Annotated in this window: 15 protein-coding genes and 1 pseudogene; 12 read left to right on the top strand and 4 right to left on the bottom strand. The window is 61.6% G+C overall.

Annotated features, from left to right (window positions below; genetic code table 11):
• Positions 1-30: 30 nt before the first annotated feature.
• A pseudogene (locus B9N43_RS17540) lies at positions 31-585 on the bottom strand (phosphatase PAP2 family protein); the annotation flags it as partial.
• Positions 582-2,795: a heavy metal translocating P-type ATPase gene (locus tag B9N43_RS06760; RefSeq protein WP_145841541.1), complete on the bottom strand. Its 2,214-nt coding sequence runs from the start codon at positions 2,793-2,795 to the stop codon at positions 582-584. The pseudogene B9N43_RS17540 and the gene B9N43_RS06760, both read right to left, overlap by 4 nt.
• Before the next feature lie 115 nt (positions 2,796-2,910).
• Here B9N43_RS06760 and cadR point away from each other — a divergent pair, with 115 nt between their 5' ends.
• Entirely contained in the window at positions 2,911-3,378 is a 468-nt protein-coding gene (gene cadR / locus B9N43_RS06755; protein WP_145841540.1) for a Cd(II)/Pb(II)-responsive transcriptional regulator, read from the top strand.
• Between the two features lie 67 nt (positions 3,379-3,445).
• Here the strand turns inward: cadR and B9N43_RS06750 are convergent, their stop codons facing one another.
• Together B9N43_RS06750 and B9N43_RS06745 are read right to left on the bottom strand one after the other, a co-directional pair.
• Positions 3,446-4,840: a heavy metal sensor histidine kinase gene (locus tag B9N43_RS06750; protein WP_145841539.1), complete on the bottom strand. Its 1,395-nt coding sequence runs from the start codon at positions 4,838-4,840 to the stop codon at positions 3,446-3,448.
• Positions 4,837-5,514 carry a heavy metal response regulator transcription factor gene (locus tag B9N43_RS06745; RefSeq protein ID WP_145841538.1) on the bottom strand — a complete coding sequence of 226 codons (678 nt, stop codon included), beginning with the start codon at positions 5,512-5,514 and terminating at the stop codon, positions 4,837-4,839. Before B9N43_RS06745 ends, B9N43_RS06750 begins: the two co-directional genes overlap by 4 nt.
• Positions 5,515-5,734: 220 nt before the next feature.
• Here B9N43_RS06745 and B9N43_RS06740 point away from each other — a divergent pair, with 220 nt between their 5' ends.
• From B9N43_RS06740 to B9N43_RS06690, 11 genes are all read left to right on the top strand, one after another.
• Positions 5,735-6,985 carry a TolC family protein gene (locus tag B9N43_RS06740; protein ID WP_145841537.1) on the top strand — a complete coding sequence of 417 codons (1,251 nt, stop codon included), beginning with the start codon at positions 5,735-5,737 and terminating at the stop codon, positions 6,983-6,985.
• Positions 6,982-7,515, top strand: a complete 534-nt coding sequence (locus tag B9N43_RS06735; RefSeq protein ID WP_186454017.1) for a hypothetical protein — start codon at positions 6,982-6,984, stop codon at positions 7,513-7,515. Before B9N43_RS06740 ends, B9N43_RS06735 begins: the two co-directional genes overlap by 4 nt.
• A gap of 17 nt (positions 7,516-7,532) precedes the next feature.
• Complete coding sequence (locus B9N43_RS06730) at positions 7,533-8,675, top strand: efflux RND transporter periplasmic adaptor subunit (RefSeq protein ID WP_222428831.1); 1,143 nt, start codon at positions 7,533-7,535, stop codon at positions 8,673-8,675.
• Position 8,676: 1 nt separating this feature from the next.
• On the top strand, positions 8,677-11,781 hold the full coding sequence (locus tag B9N43_RS06725) for an efflux RND transporter permease subunit (RefSeq protein WP_145841536.1): 3,105 nt from the start codon (positions 8,677-8,679) through the stop codon (positions 11,779-11,781).
• 27 nt (positions 11,782-11,808) lie between these two features.
• On the top strand, positions 11,809-12,261 hold the full coding sequence (locus B9N43_RS06720; RefSeq protein WP_145841535.1) for a hypothetical protein: 453 nt from the start codon (positions 11,809-11,811) through the stop codon (positions 12,259-12,261).
• 88 nt (positions 12,262-12,349) lie between these two features.
• Positions 12,350-13,531 carry a sensor domain-containing diguanylate cyclase gene (locus B9N43_RS06715; RefSeq protein ID WP_145841534.1) on the top strand — a complete coding sequence of 394 codons (1,182 nt, stop codon included), beginning with the start codon at positions 12,350-12,352 and terminating at the stop codon, positions 13,529-13,531.
• Positions 13,532-13,764: 233 nt separating this feature from the next.
• The gene (locus B9N43_RS06710) at positions 13,765-15,078 is read left to right on the top strand and encodes an IS1380 family transposase (protein WP_145840817.1); all 1,314 of its coding nucleotides are present in this window, start codon (positions 13,765-13,767) and stop codon (positions 15,076-15,078) included.
• A gap of 208 nt (positions 15,079-15,286) precedes the next feature.
• Entirely contained in the window at positions 15,287-16,825 is a 1,539-nt protein-coding gene (locus B9N43_RS06705; RefSeq protein ID WP_145841533.1) for a methyl-accepting chemotaxis protein, read from the top strand.
• Positions 16,826-16,846: 21 nt separating this feature from the next.
• Entirely contained in the window at positions 16,847-18,112 is a 1,266-nt protein-coding gene (locus B9N43_RS06700; protein WP_145841532.1) for an HD-GYP domain-containing protein, read from the top strand.
• Positions 18,113-18,215: 103 nt separating this feature from the next.
• On the top strand, positions 18,216-18,653 hold the full coding sequence (locus B9N43_RS06695; protein ID WP_145841531.1) for a DUF411 domain-containing protein: 438 nt from the start codon (positions 18,216-18,218) through the stop codon (positions 18,651-18,653).
• A gap of 18 nt (positions 18,654-18,671) precedes the next feature.
• Positions 18,672-20,498, top strand: a complete 1,827-nt coding sequence (locus B9N43_RS06690; protein ID WP_145841530.1) for a copper resistance system multicopper oxidase — start codon at positions 18,672-18,674, stop codon at positions 20,496-20,498.
• The last annotated feature ends 28 nt before the right edge of the window (positions 20,499-20,526 follow it).

The following is a 20,526-nucleotide window of genomic DNA, read 5'->3' as shown; positions in this document are numbered from 1 at the left end:
CCAGACCCACCGTGTCCCCGAGGCAAGCCGCGCGATCCACGCCGCCAATCCTCCAATCAGGAAGCCGGCAAACACGTCCGCCGGGAAGTGTGCGCCGACAGCGATGCGCGACCACGCCACCCATGCCAGCCACGCCACCAGCAGCGCTCGAACGCGGCGGGACGCAAGCGGCCACAGGCTTGTGGCTGCGAGCATGGCATAGGCTGCATGCCCGCTGGGAAAACTGTACTGCAATTCTGGCTCGCCGATGATCCGTACCAAATCGGGCAGCGCTGCCACGGGCCGGGGAAAATCCGTAATCAGCTTCAGCATCGCAACGCCCAGCCACGCCAGTGCGAAGCCGAGCGCAAAGCGTCGTGCCTGAGTTCGTAACGCCAATGCCGCTGTTTTCGTTGCGGTCGCAGCATTCAAGCGCCGGGACCAAAGCAACAGCACGACCAGCAAGAACGGCCCGCTCCAGTAACTGCCGAGTGCGCTGCCAACCTGGGCAAGGGGCGCAAGCCAATCCGGCGTCGCCTGGTTGATCGCTCCGAACCACGCCACATTCAGGCCGTTCCAATCGTAGAAGAATTGCCTGAATGTCATCGCCGCAGCAATCTCAATCCGTTGAATACCACCAGCAGGCTGGCCCCCATGTCGGCGAACACCGCCATCCACATGGTGGCGCTGCCAGCAATCGCCAGCACCATGAATACCGCCTTGATACCCAAGGCCAGCACGATGTTCTGCCAGAGAATGGAATGCACGCTCCGGGATAGACGGATGGTTTCCGGGATGCGTCGCAGATCGTCGTTCATGATCACCACATCGGCCGCTTCCATGGCCGTATCCGTGCCCGCCGCCCCCATAGCCACGCCGATGTCGGCACGGGCCAGTGCCGGCGCATCGTTGATACCATCCCCGGTCATCGCCGTAGCGCCATAGCGGCGCTGCATTTCCTCGATGGCCGTCAGCTTGTCCTCGGGCAGCAGGTTGCCGCGCGCATCGTCGATGCCCGCCTGTTTGGCGATCGTGCCGGCCGTCGCACTGTTGTCGCCGGTCAGCATCACGGAAGCGACGCCGAGCTGATGCAGCTCAGCCAATGCCTCGCGCGAGCTTTCCTTGATGGTGTCGGCTACCGCGAAGATTGCCAGCACCTGCTGTTCCGATGCCAACAGCGTCACGCTGCGGCCTTGCGTTTCATGAATGTTCAAGCGGGCCTCGATCTCGGCGCTGCACAGGCCTCGCTCCTCGATCAAGCGATGGTTGCCCAGGGTCATCTTGCGACCATCGGTGCGCGCCTCAACTCCGCGTCCAGCCAGAGCAACGAAATCGGTCAGGCCGTATTCCGGCAGATTCAGACCGCTGGCGATCGCCTTCGCCACCGGATGATCGGAGTGCCCGGCCAGGCTTGCCGCCCAAAAAAGAACCTGCGATTCCGGCACGGATGACGGCAGTACCTCGGTCGCTACCAGGCGCGGTTTACCCTCGGTGATGGTGCCCGTCTTGTCCAGGGCAATCGCGCGCAATTTGCGGGCCTCTTCTAGGTAGACGCCGCCCTTGATCAGAATGCCGCGTCGCGCCGCTGCGGCCAGCCCGCTGACCACGGTAACCGGGGTGGCGATCACCAGCGCGCAGGGACAGGCAATGACCAGCAGCACCAACGCCTTGTAGAGCGACTGTGTCCAGCCCCAGTCGAATAGCCAGGGGCCAAGCGCAGCCACGGCCACCGCGACAAGGAAAACGGCGGGCGTGTAGATGGCCGCGAAGCGATCGACGAAACGCTGGGTCGGCGCGCGCGTTCCCTGGGCCTGCTCGACCGCATGGATGATCCGGGCCAAGGTGGTGTTGTCGGCGGCGGCCGTGACTTCGAACTCCAGGATGCCGGTCTTGTTGATGGTGCCGGCGAAGACCGGATCGCCAATCGTCTTGTCGACCGGAATGCTTTCGCCGGTCACCGGTGCCTGATTGACGGCGCTGTTGCCCGCTGTCACCCGGCCATCGAGAGGAATGCGGGCTCCCGGCTTGACCCGGGCTGTTTCCCCAAGCGCCACCTTAGCGGCGGCAAGCTCACGCCATTGCCCGTCGGCTTGTCGAACTTCGGCGGTATCCGGTGTCAGCGACAGCAGACTCTTGATCGCATTGCGTGCCCGATCCACGGAACGCGCCTCGATCAGCTCGGCAAGGGCGTACAGGGCCATGACCATGGCCGCCTCGGGCCATTGGCCAATGAGGAATGCGCCGGTTACCGCGACGCCCATCAACGCGTTCATGTTCAACTGTCCGCGCCGCAGTGCCGCCAAGCCCTTGCTGTAGGTCGAAAACCCCGACAGACTTATTGCGGCGGCGGCCATCGCCATGCCCAGCCCCTTGAGGAGCACGGTGTCGGGTGCGAAATAGTCCAGCGCTTCCGCGCCAATGGCCAGCAGCAACGCCAGCACTACCCGCCCGAAGCCAGAGCCCATGCCAGAGGGATGCAAAGGAGAAACCCCGGCGGAATCCTGTGTTACCGCCTTGGGCTCGAATCCAGCCCGGCGAATGGCGGCTATCGCTTCCGCGATCGCATCTTCGCCGGCATCGATGCTCAGCGTGCGCGCCGACAGCTGGAAGCCGAGGGAACGGATTCCCTCGATGGCCCCCAAGGCGCGCCGGATGTCGTTTTCCTCGGAGGGACAATCCATCGTCGGAATCAGCAATACCGTTGCGCCGGTTCGGGTTGGCTCGACGTTTGCCGCCGGGGCTACCGCTGAACATCCGCGAGCGCATCCACACGTTGATTCCGCCTGAGCTTGATAGTGTGGTGAAGGCTGCGTCATGATGTTTCTCCTGAAGAGCCTTCATTTAAAACCCTATAGCGGCTATAGAGTCAAGTGGTTACAATCCATGCGCCGGACGGGTTGTTTGCGAATGTTGAAGGGGGGCGTCATACACATGAAAATCGGAGAGCTTGCCCGGTTGACCGGGACGCAAGTCGAGACTATTCGCTATTACGAGCATGAGGGCTTACTGCCGGAAACCGCTCGCACGGAGGGGAACTTCCGCGTGTATGGCAATGCCCACGCCGAGCGGCTGTCCTTCATTCGCAATTGCCGCAGTCTGGACATGACGCTTGACGACATTCGAGTCCTGTTGCGCTTCAAGGACTCGCCGGCGGAGAACTGCGGCGCGGTCAATGAACTGCTCGATCAGCATGTCGGCCACGTTAGCAGCCGTATTCGAGAACTACGGCAACTGGAGCGCCAGCTACGGGACCTGCGCGACCTTTGCCAGGAAGCGCGCGACGCCGAGCACTGTGGAATCCTCAATGAACTGACGCAGAATTCCAGAAAGACGTCGGTGAAGAACGTCGGCCACGTGCGGAGTGTCCACAAAGGCGGAAAACAGGGCGATGAAGCGTAGCAACCCAGACGTCAGTGATACGGTTCCGGCCAGAAAACATTGCCAACGAATAGCCGTTTGTGAAACGCTAGACCGGAATTTGCAGTTCAAACGTAGTGACGCCAGCGGTTGACCGAACTGACGCAATGCCACCATGTGCTTGGATAATCGAGCGTGTGATCGCCAGCCCTAGCCCGACCCCATCCGCAAGGCGTTTTCGGGAAGGATCGGCCCGGTAGAACCGGTCGAAGAGACGCGGCAGATGTTCAGGCGAGATCGTTTCACCAGAATTTTCAACCCGGATCGTTGCCATTTGATCGTCATTGATGCCAATCTGAATTCGCACATAACCCCCTCGGGGTGTATGCCCGAAGGCATTTGATAGCAAATTGCCCATCGCTCGGCGCAGCATCAGGCGATCTCCACTGACGGTGGCGCTTCCGTCGACAGACAAGGTGACGCCGTTCTCGTCGGCGACCGCCTCATAGAATGACGCCAGTCCTTCCGCCTCTGCCCGAAGATCGACGGCTTCGAGATTGGGAACCACCAGGTCGTTGTCGGCCTTGGCGAGGAACAGCATGTCGGCGATCATTTTCGCCATGCGTTCCAGTTCCTCGGCGTTGGACGCAAGAACATCCTGGTACTCATCTATCGTCCTGGCACGCGACAGCATGACCTGGGTCTGCGTCAGCAGGTTGCTGACCGGTGTTCGCAACTCGTGGGCGATGTCCGAAGAAAAATCCGACAAGCGCCGGAAGGAATCCTCCAGGCGGGCCAGCATCTGGTTCAGCGTTTCGGCCAGATCCACCAGCTCGACCGGGATAGATTCGGTCGGCAGTCGGGAATGCAGTCGATCCGCCGTAATGGCCGCGGCCTCCTGTTTGATCGCGTGCAAGGGCGCCAGCCCGCGCCTGGCCGCCATCCAGCCGAGCAGCCCGGTGATGAACGCGGCGAGGACGACAACCGACCATAGCGTGGTCCGGAACGAGCTCATGAAATGTTCGTGGTGGGAGATGTCCGTCGCCACGGCAACGACGGCTGGTCTTGCCCCCTTGATGCCGGTTCGGACCATTTCTGAAATCCCGCGCAGCGGTACGCCATCCTTCGATTTCCAGATGATCGGACGCGTGCTTTCAATTTCGGAAGTTCGCGCAAGCAAGGTTTGCGGAAACTCGGCTCCGCTGGTGACGAACAGGGTTTGCCCCGATGGCGCCACCACTACGACCGCCAGCCCGTGATGCCCCACCAGGGAGTCATCCAGTTGTTGCGGCACGGCATCCAGATCGCTTTGCGAATGCACCTTTTCCAGTGCGTATCTGGCCAGTTCCAGTTTTCCGTTCAGCACCTCCATGTCCTGCTCTTCGAAATGGTGCTCGACCGAATTGCCGATCAACAGCCCAAGCGCGAGCAGGACGACGGTCGACGCCGAAGCGAACAGCAGCGTCAGTCGGAAAGTGATGGATTTGCGTCCGGCAGGCTTCACTCAGTGATCTCCAGCACATAACCCATACCGCGAACGGTGCGGATCAGCTTGGGTTCGTAGGGATCGTCGACTTTTGCTCGAAGGCGGCGCATCGCAACTTCGATCACGTTGGAATCGCTGTCGAAGTTCATGTCCCAGACCTGCGAGGCAATCAGCGAGCGTGGTAACACTTCGCCCTGGCGACGCAGCAGCAGTTCCAGCAAGGCGAATTCCTTGGCGGTCAGATCAATGCGCTTGCCGGATCGTGTGACACGACGCCGCATCAGGTCGAGTTCGAGATCGGCGATGCGTAGATACTCGGACTCCTTCGCCTTGTTACCGCGCCGCAGATGGATGCGCACACGCGCCAACAGTTCCGCGAAGGCGAATGGCTTGACCATGTAATCGTCGGCCCCCAGTTCCAGGCCATGCACGCGGTCCTGCACCTGGTCGCGGGCCGTCAGGAACAACACCGGCATGTCCTTGCCGGCCTTGCGAATGCCCTGCAGCACTGCCCAGCCATCGATGCCGGGCAGCATGACATCCAGTATCGCCAGGTCATAGGCATCCGTCAGCGCGAGATGCAGTCCATCCAGGCCATCGCGTGCCAGGTCAACGACGAACCCGGCCTCGGCCAGGCCTTGCCTCAGGTAATCCCCGGTTTTGATCTCGTCTTCGACGACCAGTATTTTCATGTGCATTCTCCCGTGTTGCGATTTGCGCCATTCTGCGCTGGCAACATGGGCAATCCCGCAAGATTACCGAAATGTAATCTGGCGGTCAGCATGACGTTAGGTGAGGTTGCGCAGAATTCGCTCATCGTCGAAAAGGAGCGAATGCTGTGGAAACTCATACTCAAAATCGTCAGGACGCCGCAAGCCGTCGCGTATTCCTGCCCCTCTCTTCGCGACAGACATGAAAGCCATCGTCTCTCGCCAACTGAAACTGATGGCGGTGTGCGCCGCCGGGCTGCTTGCCGGTCTTTCCGTGCAAGCGGCAGAAACGCCGAAATCCGGACTGGCGATCGCCGTGGAACAGGCCTGGCGTTTGAATCCCCAGGCGGCGGGACTGGATGCCCGCGAGGCCGAAGCGCGCGCTGCGCAGGATGTCGCGACCGGACTGACGCCCGAGCCCGGCTCGGTCAGCATCGGCAACCTGAACGACCGGTTCAACCGCAATCAGGGTAAGCAGGAATATGAGGTCGAACTGGCGGTGCCGCTGTGGCTGCCCGGCCAGAAAGCAGCGCGTGAAGCCGAGGCCGCAAGCCGCATCGACGAAGCCGTTGCCCGACGTTCTGCCGTGCGCTTGGAGGTCAGCGGCGAATTGCGGGAAGCGTGGTGGGCGCTGGCGACGGCACGCAGCGCCAGGATATTGGCGGCACGTCGCCTGGAAACCGCCCGTGCGCTGGAAACCGACGTCATGCGGCGCTACAAGGTTGGCGAACTGTCGCGGATCGACGCCAACCTCGCGCAAACCGAGACCCATGCCGCGAGTGCCGAGTTGGTTGAGACGGAAGCGACACTGCTCCAGGCCGAGCAGGCCGTGCAAACCCTGATCGGTTCTCCCGCCCCGAAGATTCTGGACGAAGAGTCGCCGACGACGCGGCGAGTTGTCGGTGAGGCTGGCGACTCAGCCGAAACGCATCCATTGCTGACGTCTACCGCCGCCGTCGCACGCAGCGCCCGTGCGCGCGTCCAGGTCGCGGATGAATCGCGCCGTGCCGCGCCGGAGTTGGCGCTGCGGGTTGTACGCGAGCGCGGCGACTTCGCCGAAGCCTACTCCAACAGCGTCGGCATCAAGCTCAAGATTCCGTTCTCCTCCGGTTCCCAAGTGCGCCGGGAAACATCGGCGGCACAGGCCGAGGCGAACCAGGCCGATGCCGAACTGCTGCGTACTCAGACCCGGGTCCGGCTCGACGCGGAGCGCGCACAACGCAATTTGCAGGCAGCGGAACGCCAACTGGCCATGGCGCAGGAACGCCGTCAACTTTCGGCCGAGAACCTGCGTCTTGCCGAGAAAGCCTTTTCGCTGGGCGAATCCGATCTGGCAACCTTGCTGCGCATCCGGGCCGCCGCCTTCGATGCGGATGCATTTTTCGACCGTCAGCGTGTGGCCCGCGCCGCCGCGATATCGCGATTAAACCAAGCTCAGGGAGTGTTGCCGTGAGACATGCCGTTGCCGTTGCTCTATTTTCCGTAGCTTTTTCGGCCTTCGGCCACGGCGGGGAGGACCACGGCGCACCGCCGCCGTCCGTCACCCAGGCGGTCGAGCCACGTGCCGCCGCCGCGACCGAGGAGTTCGAGGTTGTTACCTCGCTCGAAGGCAAAAAGCTGGTGGTGTATGTGGATCGCTTCGCCAGCAACGAACCCGTGGCACAGGCCAAGGTGGAGATCGAGGGTGCGGGGCTGAAGGGCGTGGCCAGCGAAACCGCGCCCGGAACCTATGTGCTCGATGTCGCCACACCCCTGCCGCCGGCCAAGCATCCGCTGACCATCAGCGTCGAGGCCGGCGATAGCGTCGATCTTCTTACCGCCACGCTGGATACCTCCGCGTCCGTGGCCAACGTGGTGCATACGCACGGCTGGAGCGAGTGGGTCGTCTGGGCGCTGTCCGGAGTCTTGCTTCTGGTCACCGGAATATTGTTTGTCGTTCGGCGTCGCATATGGGGCCACGGGCGCGCCAAGAAAGGGATTTGATGATGCGCAAAATTGATATGCATAGTCTGGTGGCCGCACTGGCTCTGGGGTTGGTCACGGGAACAGCCTTGGCTCACGGTGACGAAGATCACAGCCAGGACGCCAAGAAGAAGGCGCCTGCCGCCGTGTCGGTGGCGGGAACGATGGGTGCAGCCGGGGTGGCCGCAGCGCCCCAGCGGCTGGCCGACGGCAGCCTGTTCGTGCCGAAGCCGGTGCAACGTCAGCTAGGTTTGCGCACCCAGCCGGTGCGCATCGCCGAACTGGCGGCAACGGTCGAACTGAACGGCCGGATCATTCCCGATCCGGAAACCAGCGGCCGGGTCCAGGCCATGTTCGCCGGCAGCGTGATTCCCGGCCCGAAAGGCATGCCGACGGCCGGAAGAAAAGTTGTCAAGGGCGAAGTCCTGGCCTACCTGCGCCCGGTCAGCGGCGCCATCGAGCGCGGCAACCAGAAGGCCAGCCTTGCCGAACTCGAAGCGCAACTGGCCATCGCCGAGGGCAAGATGAAACGTTTTGAGCAACTCGAAGGCGCCGTGCCGCAGAAAGAGATCGAGGCCGCGCGCATCGAGCACAGCGCTTTGCAGCAACGGCGCGCTTACGTCCGCGCCAGCATCGACTCCGCCGAGCCGCTGGTGGCGCCGGTGGCCGGCATCGTCAGCGCCTCTCATCATCTGCTGGCCGGACAGGTGGTCGATGCCAAAGATGTGTTGTTCGAGATCGTCGATCCTGCCCGTCTTGCCGTGGAAGCGCTGGCCTACGACGTCGGCATCGCCAAGACGCTGGTTTCCGCCAGCGCCCTGGCGGACCAGACGGCGCTGGAACTCAAGTTCGTCGGCGGCGGCCAGCAACTGCGCGAACAGGCTTTGCCCCTGCTGTTTCGCATTACCAACCGGAATGCGGCAGTCGCCGTTGGTCAGCCGGTCAAAGTGATCGCCCGTACCGAGCAAGGCGTCAAGGGCGCAACCGCGCCCCGGACGGCGCTGACAAAAGTCGGCGCTGGCGAGACGGCGGTCTGGGTCCATACCGAGGCTGAGCGTTTCGTGGCCCGCAAGATTCGGCACCAGTCGCTCGATGCCGCCAACGTCGCCATCCTCGATGGCCTGCATGACGGTGACCGCGTGGTGACCGTCGGCGCCGGACTGCTCTCGCAGGTGCGCTGACATGTTTGACTACATCATTCACGCCGCGCTCAAGCAGCGGCTGATCGTTCTCGGCATTTCGCTACTGCTGATCATCTATGGCGCGATCACGCTGCGCCAGATGCCGGTCGACGTCTTCCCCGATCTCAACAAACCGACCGTAACGCTGATGACCGAGGCCGGCGGCATGGCCCCGGAAGAAGTCGAACAACTGGTGACCTTCCCGGTCGAGTCGAGCATGAACGGCATGCCGGGCGTGACCCGCGTGCGTTCGGTGTCGGGGATCGGACTGTCGATCATCTATGTCGAGTTCGAATGGGGTTCGGACATCTACCGCAACCGCCAGCAGATCGCCGAACGGCTGAATCTGGTGCGCGAAGCCCTGCCACCCGGCATCGTTCCGCAACTCGGGCCGATCTCGTCGATCATGGGCGAAATCCTGCTGATTGCGTTGCCGGCCGATCCCGACAAGATCAGCCCGATGACAGTCCGCGAATACGCGGACTGGGTGATGCGTCCACGACTGCTGACGATTCCCGGCGTCGCCCAGGTCATCCCGATCGGCGGCGAAGTGCGGCAATACCGCGTCGAGATCAAACCGGCGCAGTTGCAGGCATTGGGCATCGAGCGCGAGAAGCTGGAAGCCGCGCTGCGCGACTTCGGCGCCAACACCAGCGGCGGCTTTCTCGAAGCCCAGGGCCGCGAATGGCTGATCCGCCAGATCGGCCGCAGTTCGCGCATCGAGGATTTGCAGAATCTGGTGGTGAGCGTGAAGAACAGCCAGCCGATCCTGCTCAAGCAGGTGGCGGACGTGAAACTGGCGCCGGCCATCAAGCGCGGCGACGGCAGCTACAAGGGCAAGCCGGCGGTCATCCTCTCGGTGCAGAAACAGCCGGCTGCCGACAGCGTCCAGCTGACCCGCGAGGTCGAGAAGGCGATCACCGAGCTCGGCAAGAGTCTGCCTGAAGGTTTCGAGACGCCGTCCTTCCTGTTCAAACAGGCCGACTTCATCGAGCACTCGGTGACCAACGTCGAGGAGGCACTGCGCGACGGCGCCATCCTGGTCGCCGTGATCCTCTTCATGTTCCTGCTCAACGTGCGCACCACGCTGATTTCGCTGATGGCGATTCCGGTGTCGCTGCTGGTCACGGCGCTGGTCTTCCATTACTTCGGCCTGTCGATCAACACCATGACGCTGGGCGGACTGGCCATCGCCATCGGCGAGCTGGTGGATGACGCGGTAGTCGGTGTGGAGAACGTGCTGCGGCGCCTGAAGCTGAACCGGACCATGGATTCGCCGCGTCCCGTGGCCGAAGTCATCGCCGCCGCGACGCTGGAAGTGCGCTCCGCCATCGTCTATGCGACCGTGATCATCGTTCTGGTGTTCGTGCCGCTGTTCGTCCTGCCCGGTATCGAGGGGCGGTTGTTTACCCCGCTCGGCATCGCCTACATCGTCTCGATTCTCGCCAGCATGATTGTCTCGGTGACGCTGACGCCGGTGATGGCCTATTACCTCTTGCCTCAGATGAAGCAGCTGCACGCCGGCGACAGCCCGTTGGTGATCTGGCTCAAGCGCTGGGATGCGAAGCTGCTGCACTGGTCGTTCGGCCGCGCACGCAGCCTGCTGGCGGGCGCATTGGGCGTGGTGCTGCTGGTGGGCGCCAGCGTGCCCTTCTTCCCGCGTTCCTTCCTGCCGCCGTTCAACGAGGGCACGCTGACGGTCAATGTCCTGCTCAACCCCGGCACCTCGCTAGCCGAATCCAACAGCATCGGCACCCTGGCCGAGCAGCTGGTGATGCAAGTCCCTGAAGTCACGCAGGTCGGGCGGCGTACCGGCCGTGCCGAGTTGGACGAGCATGCGGAAGGCGTGCACTACACCGAGATGGATGTGGATCTCAAGGCGTCCGAGCGTAACCGCGAGCAGATCATCGCCGACATCCGCCAGCGCCTGGCCAGCCTGCCGGCCGCCTCCAACGTCGGCCAGCCGATTTCGCACCGGCTCGACCACCTGCTGTCCGGCGTGCGCGCGCAGATCGCGCTGAAGATCTATGGTGATGACCTCGATACCCTGCGCGGTCTGGCAGCCGGGATGCGCGACAGGCTGGCGCGGATTCCTGGCATCACCGACTTGCAAATCGAAAAACAGGTGCTGATCCCGCAGGTCAAGATCCGCCTCGACTACGAGCAGGCGGCACGCTACGGCGTGGCGCCCGGCAACCTGCTGCGCGGTCTGGAGCAGATGATCGAGGGCGAGAAAATCACCCAGATCATCGAAGGCAACCGCCGCTTCGACCTGCTGGTGCGCTTGCCGGAGTCCGCGCGCGGGCCGCAGGCATTGGCCGACCTGCTGATCGAGACGCCGACCGGCTACGTGCCCCTGTCCAAGATCGCGAGCGTCGAGGAAAGCGACGGCCCCAACCAGGTCAGCCGCGAGAACTCGCGCCGACGCATCGTGCTTTCCGCCAACACCGACGGCCGCGACATGTCCAAGGTGATCGCCGACATCCGCGCCGAACTGGCCGCCAAGCCCTTGCCCGAGGGCTATTTCACCGCGCTCGAAGGCCAGTTCCAGGCGCAGGAGCAGGCGGCCAGGCTGATCACCTTGCTTGCGCTGGTGTCGCTGACGATGATCTTCATGGTGCTGTACAGCCGCTATCGCTCGATGGCGCTGACCCTGATCATCATGGGCAACATCCCGCTGGCGCTGATCGGCAGCGTGATCGCGCTGTGGATTTCCGGGCAGCCGCTATCGGTGGCGGCGCTGGTCGGCTTCATCACGCTGACGGGCATCGCCACGCGCAACGGCATTCTCAAGATCAGCCATTACATCAACCTGTGCGCCTTCGAAGGCGAAACCTTCGGCCAGCACATGATCGTGCGCGGCTCGCTCGAACGCCTTACCCCGGTGCTGATGACCGCGCTGGTGGCCGCCTTCGCACTGATGCCGCTGCTGCTCTCCGCCGACGCCCCGGGCAAGGAAGTCTTGCACCCGGTGGCAGTCGTCATCTTCGGCGGCCTGGTGAGTTCGACCCTGCTCGACACCGTTTTGACACCGCTGATGTTCTGGCTGTGGGGCGAAAAGCCGCTGCAGCGCCTGCTGGAAAACCGCGATACCGAAAGTTTCTGACCCTCGTTCAACCCAAGGAGACACACCATGAAGTTCATTCCCTTCCTCGCCGCCGCCCTGATCGCTTCTACCGCTTTCGCCCATACCGACGAATACCTCGATACGCAGAAATCCGCCAACGGCGGTCAGCTGCGCATGGCAGGGGTGTACCACTTCGAGCTGGTGGTGAGCAAGGACAGCCAGGAAGCGAAAGACAACCCGGTGGTCGTCTATGTCACCGACCATGCCGGCACGAAGGTGCCGACGGTGGGCGCGAAGGGCACGGCAACCATCCTCTCCGGCAAGGCCAAGGCCACCGTTAACCTGCTACCGGATGGCGACAACCGGCTGAAGGGCTCGGGCGCCTACGCCTCGACGCCGGACATGAAGGCAATCGTGTCAGTAACGCTGCCGGGCAAGTCGCCCGAGCAGGCGCGCTTCACGCCGCTGGCTGTGCCGATGCAGTCGGCTCAGGACGGACATTCCGGACACTCGCACTGAGCAGGGTGAGCCGTTGAACGCGGCGTTGAAGGGACTCATTTCGTGATAGGAAAGAATTGAGGCACTGCGTCCGCCTATACTCGGCCCGATGAAAAAGACCACGTTCCGAACAAAGTGGGGGGCAGGCATCCTGATGTTGTTGACGGCATTCATCGCCTCTCAGATGGTATATCGCAGCAGCATAATCCGGCTCCATGACCAATTATTGTCTGCGGCGGCCATCGCCGAGCAAATGCATGCATCGGAGAAATTTCACTCGGCGCTGCATTTGATGCTGATGGCCGCCACCCGCTACGCCGAGACCGGCAACGAGTCGCTTCGGACTGACTTCGTCCGCGAACTGGATGTTGCGCGGTCCGCCCTCCCTGTGCTGGGGACGCGACACGGATCGAACGCATCGGGCAAGCTGGAGACCGATTTCGAAGCCTACAGCCTGATTCTCGGTGGCGTGGTGTCATCCCCACCCGGGGGAGCGGACAGATCGGGGCTGGCACATGCGCAAAAACTTTTCGACAGCACCTTTTTTCATTTCTATTCCGATCTGCATTTGCGGCACAGAGCGGACATAGAGCAGGCGGCGCAGTCAGCCCATCGTATCCAATTCTGGACCGAGGGCCTGTTCTTTGCGCAACTGGGTCTCACTGTACTTTTCAGCGTAGTCGGTCTGCTTTATCTCGAACGGATCATCCAGGCTTTCCTCTCGGATGCGGAACGCATGGCGATCACTGACGGACTTACCGGCGTGTTCAACCGCCGTTATCTCGATAGTGCTCTGGAGGAGGAACTGGGCCGTACCGGACGCCACGGGCGATCAATGACCATCGCCATGATCGATATCGACCATTTCAAACGTTTCAATGACACCAAGGGCCACCAGGCCGGTGATCAGCTGCTTCGTGCGCTGACGCAGGTTATGCGGCAGAACACCCGCGCGGAAGATCGCATTGCCCGGTACGGCGGTGAGGAGTTCGTGGTGATCCTTCCCGAGACGGCACTTGGTGCGGGAGTGACGGCCGCCGAAAAGCTGCGGAGCGCCATCGAACAGCATTTCTCCGACGGCGCAGGCCCGGGCGGCCAGGTAACCGTCAGCATCGGGGTTGCGACGTTTCCCGAAGATGGAACAAGTGCGGAACAACTGATTGCACGGGCTGACGAGCGTCTGTACCACGCCAAGGCGGACGGACGCAACCGGGTGGTGCCCGCGATGATCGATGCATCCTCGGTAGCAGACCGTGGCACGATTGCACGGCACACCACTCCAGGAGCGTAACCCTGGACATCGTTGCACATGGTCTATTGGCCGGGTTCGGACTGCATGGCATACTTTTAGGGGAGCTTTGAATGTTCAAAAAAGCAAGCGTTCGCCTTTGGCTGCTGGCAGCATTGAGTTTATGCACAATGCTTTCACTGCTAGCCCGAATATTTCACGAAAGTAGGTCGGCGGAATCGCCGTGAGGCGCGTTAATACTGGTGTCGAGACAGGGTTAACGGAGTATTCCGCCGATGCCAAATTGTACGCGTGGGGACATGGAGTTTGGGCGCCTGGGTCGTTGCACGATTGAGGCGAATTTTGAGGGTGGCGCGCTCAGTTCCGATGGCGGCCTGATGCTGCTGCGGCAAGTCGACCGGCGCATTGGATTGTCACGTGCGGTAGCGGAAGCACTGCACGACCCACGGGATCAGGATCGCATCACGCATGGGATGCGCGACCTGGTCGCCCAGCGCCTGTATGCCCTGTGCTGCGGGTACGAGGATCTGAACGACCATGCCGCCCTGCGCAACGACCCGCTGATGCAAACCGCCGTCGGCACGGGTGATGAATTGGGCAGCAGCCCGACCCTGTGTCGGCTGGAGCAGCGGGCCACGCGATCGGACATCGTGGCCTTGAACCGGGTACTGGTCGACCAGTTCATTGCTAGCCAGGCGACCTGTCCGGAGGAACTGGTGCTGGACATCGACGCCTCCGACATCCCGCTGCACGGGGAACAGGAACAGACCGAGTTCCACGCCTACTACGACCACTACTGCTACCTGCCCCTGTATGTGTTCGCTGGCAAGGCCATGCTCGCCTGCGTCCTGCGCCGCAGCCGGATCGACGGTGCCAAGCATGCGGCCGCCGTAATCAAGCTGATCGTGACCCGGCTACGCCAGACCTGGCCGGCCCTGCGGATCATTGTGCGCGGGGATTCGGGATTCTGCCGCCAGCGCCTGATCCGCTGGTGCGAACGCCACGGCGTCGGCTACATCATCGGGATGGCGAGGAATGCCCGTCTGCATCGCCACGTAGCTGACTGGGAGCAGACGATGGCGCAGGCTTTCCACGACACCGGGGTCAAGCAGCGACTGATCCGGCAATTCTCCTACGCCGCCAAGAGCTGGGATCGGGAACGACGCCTGATCACCCGCCTGGAGTTTGGCGTCCAGGGCACCAATCCGCGTTTCATCGTGACCAACCTCGACCGTCCTGCCGAGGAGCTGTATGACGACCTCTACTGCCAGCGGGGCGAGGCCGAGAACCGGATCAAGGAAACCCAGTTGGATCTGTTCGGTACGCGCGCCAGTTGCCACAAGTTCCTGGCCAACTGGCTGCGCATCTTGTTCTCGGCATTGGCTTACACGCTGATGCAACGCCTGCGCGAGATCGCGCTCCGGCACACCGATCTGGCGAAGGCCACGGCGGCGACGATTCGCGTAAAACTGCTCAAGATCGGGGCGGCGGTGATTCGCAATACGCGGCGCATTCGCATCCTGCTGGCGTCGCACCATCCGCTGCGCGATATCTACTTCATCGCCGCCAACGCCTTGGCGTCTCCATAGCCGCAACCGAGTGCGTCCCCGACATGGTGAGCTTCGGGGGTTGGGGGAAGTCCGTCTGAAATTCGCTTATTTGATCAAGATTTGATCAAATGCCTCCACACGCATCACGATCAACCCGTCCAGCATATCTACGCGCCCAAATCATAGGGCTGGTGAAATATCCGGGCTAGGCGCGGGATTTTATGGACTGAACTATCTGAACAGGGGGATGGGCATTGCGCTGAAATCCATGGGCAGCGAAATCGAGGTACTTGTCGATTTTCAGCACGCGCAATCTCATTTACACTCGCAGGTCGTCGCGTGGAAAAACATTCTGCTGCGCGGTCATGGCACCGAGAACTTCAACCGCCATCTTGCCGAGTTTGATTCGGAGGAAGTGCAAGTATCTCGCTATCTTGAAAAGGGTATTGAAAAACTCAACGCGCAAGGCATGTCTGTTTCATCTGCGGAATCGCTGCATGCCGAACACCTGGATATGGGTAAGCGGTATCGAGAAGCGCTCAAGAATTTCAATCCCAATAACCACAATGCAGGCCATGAGGTTGATGATCTTGTGTTCGGGATCGAGGTAAGTCCTCTGTCCAAGGCAGACGATCTGTTGCGCAAGATTGAAGACCATGCCCGCTCATTGGCTTCAAGTGCAATAACAGAGGGCAACGGAATCTACGTACGGACGATAAGTATATTCGGCACACTGATCGTGGTTGGTGGCGGGCTTTCGTTGCTGATATCTTTTCTCATCATTCGCGGTTTGTTACGGCAACTGGGCGGCGAGCCCGATGCCGCCGCGCTGATTGCCCAGCGCATATCGTCGGGGGAACTGAACTTCGAAGTCTCCGTGGCGAGCGGGGACCAAACCAGTTTGATGGCTTCGATGAAGCGCATGCAGCAGAGTATTCGCGATGCCGTTGCTGAAGTCCGCAACGGATCGAATGCGCTGATTGATTCGGCGCGCGAGTTGACCACCACCAGTCACGAACTCGCCGCCACGTCGGTCGCGCAAAACCAGGCTGCCGAAGAAACGGGCGAAGCGGTAAGCCGGATTACCGCCAGGATTGGCAAGATTGCCGAAAGTGCCAGGGATGCGGAAATCAGGGCATGCGAATCGGGGGATCTGTCGACACTTGGTGAAAGTACAGTCTCCAATGCGAAGCGGGAAATGGAGGAAATTGCCGCAACCGTCACTGCGGCTGCGTCGCATGTCGCTCGATTGGGTGAGGCATCGCGTCAGATATTCGAGATCGTCGGCGCGATTCGGGAGATTGCTGATCAGACGAATCTTCTTGCGTTAAACGCGGCAATCGAAGCAGCTCGTGCCGGGGAGCAGGGGCGCGGATTTGCCGTGGTGGCCGATGAAGTAAGGAAGCTGGCCGAAAGAACGACCCAGGCAACGCAGGAAATCAGCTCGATGATCAGCTCGATTGAGAATACTACCTGTCAGGCCGTTGAGAGCATGGACGAAGGCACGCAAAGAGTCAGCCATGGCGTCGATAAGGCGGCCGATGCGGCACGCTCCATGGCCGCCATTCAGGCTGGATCACGGGGTGTTGTTGCCTCGGTCAGCGAAATATCAAGTGCGCTCGATGAACAAAGGCTGGCAACCGACGATGTGGCGCGCAATGTGGACACGGTTTCACAAAAAGTCAGGCAGAACAGTTTGGCCGTTAACAGCCTGATGACCTCTGTGTCGAACGTGGTATCCGTAGCGGAGTCGCTTCAGAAAGCGACATCCCGGTTTGTCGTTTGAATTCAGTACCCAGGTAATACCTTGTCCATTCCACATAATATTCACCACCTGAACCGCATACTTCTCTTCCGGATTGTTGTGGCGGCAGCATTTCTGGGCGTATTCGCCGGCGGCGGGGCTTACTGGCTCGAATCGAGACGAATCGAAGCGACTGCCGCAGCCGCTGTGGCAGTCGCAGTTCGCCATTTCCAGGTGTCGGCTATGCAAATGCTTGGCGGCGGCATGATGGGCAACGAACACGGGGAAATCGAGGAGTTGCTCAGGAAGGACAATCTGGTCGGGCTGCGCGTTTATGGCGAGGGGGAAAGGCCAAGGTATGAAGCCTGGGGAGATATCTCCGAATCCACCCGATCTCGGCTAAGCGCACTTCCAAGGACAAAGAATGTCAGTACATCGGACTATTGGCATGAGCAGATTACGATCGGGGCCGATTACCTGATTCGTTTGCAACATCGCCTGTCGGACCCGGCGGGCCGGCAAGTCGGGCAACTCGAAGGGTTCTACCGCGCCGATGCCGCAACGCTCGATCAATGGCGAGAGCAGATTTCCAGAACCGTCGGCATGGTCGTGGTAGCGGTGCTTGGCGCGGCCATCGCGCTCTATCCCGTGCTGTTGAGACTGCTGCGTCATGCCACAGGTCTGGCATCCCGGCTTTTGGTATCCAATCTTTCCTTGCTGGTTTCGCTTGGCAGCGCCATCGCCAAGCGCGATTCGGATACAGATGCGCACAATTACCGCGTCACGTTATACGCGGTTGCGTTGGCTGAGTCCTTGCGCTTGCCTCATGACGAGATCGCAGAGCTCATTACGGGGGCATTTCTCCACGACGTCGGCAAGATCGGCATACCGGATGCGATTTTGCTCAAACCCGGACGGCTGACCGCAGACGAGTTCGAGATCATGAAAACCCATGTTCTGCATGGTCTGGACATTGTCGCGGGCAACGAGTGGATGGCGAAGGCAGGAGACGTCATCCGGCATCATCACGAAAAGCTCGATGGGACGGGTTACCCCGACGGGCTCGCGGGTGACCGGATTCCCAGAATCGCACGTCTGTTCGCTGTCGTCGATGTGTTTGATGCGCTGGTCTCGGCGCGCCCCTACAAGGCGCCGATGCCTCCCGAAATGGCTCTGTCAATTCTCAGGCGCGATTCGGGAAAGCATTTCGATCCCGTGATGGTCGATGCTTTCGGATCGATTGCCGGCGGTTTGTACGCGGCACTCGATGCTGCGAACGATGCAGACTTGCGCCGCAGACTGCATGCCGCGATAGCCGACTATTTCTGACACACCGTCTCGCCCCAAAGTGACAGAAATGTAATGTTGCAGTCAGGCTGGCGTTAGCGTTAGTAGTTCATACTGGACTCGTCGAATCAGAAAGGAGTCCCGCATGAAATCCGCAATCCGCACTGCCGTCCTGCTTGCCCTGTTCTCTCCCGCCGTCTGGGCGGCGGGAGCCCTCCCTACCGTCGAAGTTTACAAAAGCCCGACCTGCGGATGCTGCGGCAAGTGGGTCGATCACATGAAGGCGAACGGCTTCAAGGTCGTCACCCACGAAATGAACGACGTCACGCCGCACAAGCAGCGACTGGGCGTGCCGGTCGGCATGGGGTCCTGCCACACCGCCGAGGTCGGCGGCTATCTGGTCGAGGGCCACGTTCCGGCGGAGGACGTCAAGCGGCTGCTCGCCGAGAAGCCGCAGGCGAAGGGCCTGGTTTCGCCCGGCATGCCCCAGAGCGCACCCGGCATGGACCTGCCCGGGAAGGTTCCCTACGAGGTGTTGCTGGTGCGCGCCGACGGCAGCACCGCCACTTATGCGCGTCATTGAACCTTGAAGGATAAATAGATGAATCTTTCCCCTTTCCTGAGCGCCCTGCCGGCGCACCCTGCTCGGCGGCGTTTCGTGCAGGGCCTGGCGGCGGGCGGCGTGCTGGCCGGCATGTCGCCCCTCGTGCGTGCCGCTTTCGATGCAGGACGAATGACTGCCACGGGCAGCGCCCCCGTCATAACGGGCACCGACATCCAGCTCGTCGTCGCCGAAACCCCGGCGAATTTCACCGGCAGTCAGCGCATGGCGACCACCATCAACGGTTCGCTACCGGCCCCCACGCTGCGCCTGCGCGAGGGCGACACCGTGACCATTCGGGTTACCAATCGCCTGGCGGTATCCACCTCGATTCACTGGCACGGCATCATCCTGCCCTACCAGATGGACGGCGTTCCCGGCATCAGCTTCGGCGGCATCGCGCCGGGCGAAACCTTCACTTACCGTTTTCAACTGCGGCAAAGCGGCACCTACTGGTACCACTCGCATTCCGGTCATCAGGAGCAAACGGGCATGTATGGCGCGATCATCGTCGAGCCGCGCCAAGGCGAAACCATCCGGGCGGATCGCGACTACGTGGTGCATTTGTCCGATTGGACGGACGAGGATCCAGCACGGGTATTCGCCAAGCTGAAGGCGCAGAGCGACTACTACAACTTCAGCAAACCGACAGTCGCCGACTTCTTCGACGACGTCTCCCGCGACGGCATGGCGGCGGCGCTCGACAAGCGCCGGATGTGGAACGAGATGCGCATGAATCCGACCGATCTCGCCGATCTGTCGGCCGCGACCTATACCTACCTGATGAATGGCACGACGCCATCCGGCAACTGGACGGGGCTGTTCAACCCCGGCGAGCGGGTGCGCCTGCGTTTCATCAACGGAGCGGCCAATTCTTTCTACGACGTGCGCATTCCGGGCCTGAAAATGACGGTCGTCCAGTCCGATGGCGTCAATGTCGAACCTGTTTCGGTCGATGAATTCCGCTTCGGGCCGGGCGAGACTTACGACGTGCTGGTCGAGCCGAAGGATGATGCCCATACGATCTTTGCCCAGTCGATGGATCGGAGTGGCTATGCGCGCGGTACGCTGGCAGTGCGTGCCGGTCTGGAGGCAGCGGTGCAGGCAACGGACAAGGTCGAATGGCTGACCATGGCCGACATGATGGGCGACATGGGGGGCATGGACCACGGCGCGATGCCGGGCATGGATCATGGTGCGATGCCCATGCCCATGCAAGGTGCCATGCCCGGGATGAATCATGGCGCCATGGCCATGGATCACAGCCAGCACATGATGGGCGGCAACCCGCTCGCCAAACCGACGCAAGAAGTCCGGCACGCCCGGACCGAATACGGGCCAGGCACGGACATGCGCGTCAATACGCCGCGCACCAACCTCGACGACCCCGGCATCGGCTTACGCAACAACGGCCGCAGGGTGCTGACCTTGGCGGATCTGGCCACGATCGGCGGCCCGCTCGATACGCGCGGGCCGGCACGTGAAATCGAATTGCACCTGACCGGCAACATGGAACGCTATGTCTGGTCATTCGACGGACTCGAATTCGGCGGCAGCACGCCCGTGCATTTCGAGCATGGAGAGCGGGTTCGCGTCATTCTGCAGAACGACACGATGATGACCCATCCCATGCACATGCATGGCCTGTGGAGCGAACTGGAAACCGCCGAGGGACGGTTCCAGGCACGACGCCACACCCTCTCGGTGCAGCCTGCCCAGCGCATCAGCTTCCTCGTTACGGCAGATGCATTGGGACGCTGGGCCTGGCATTGCCATCTGATGTTTCACATGCACTCGGGCATGTTCCGCGAAGTGGTGGTGGCTTGAGACATGGACCAATTCGAGAGGAACACAG

The organism is Denitratisoma sp. DHT3 (genome assembly GCF_007833355.1).
Classification (GTDB): Bacteria; Pseudomonadota; Gammaproteobacteria; order Burkholderiales; family Rhodocyclaceae; genus Denitratisoma.
The sequence above is the reverse complement of the archived record's forward strand: the minus strand, read 5'-3'. Positions and strand labels throughout refer to the sequence as shown.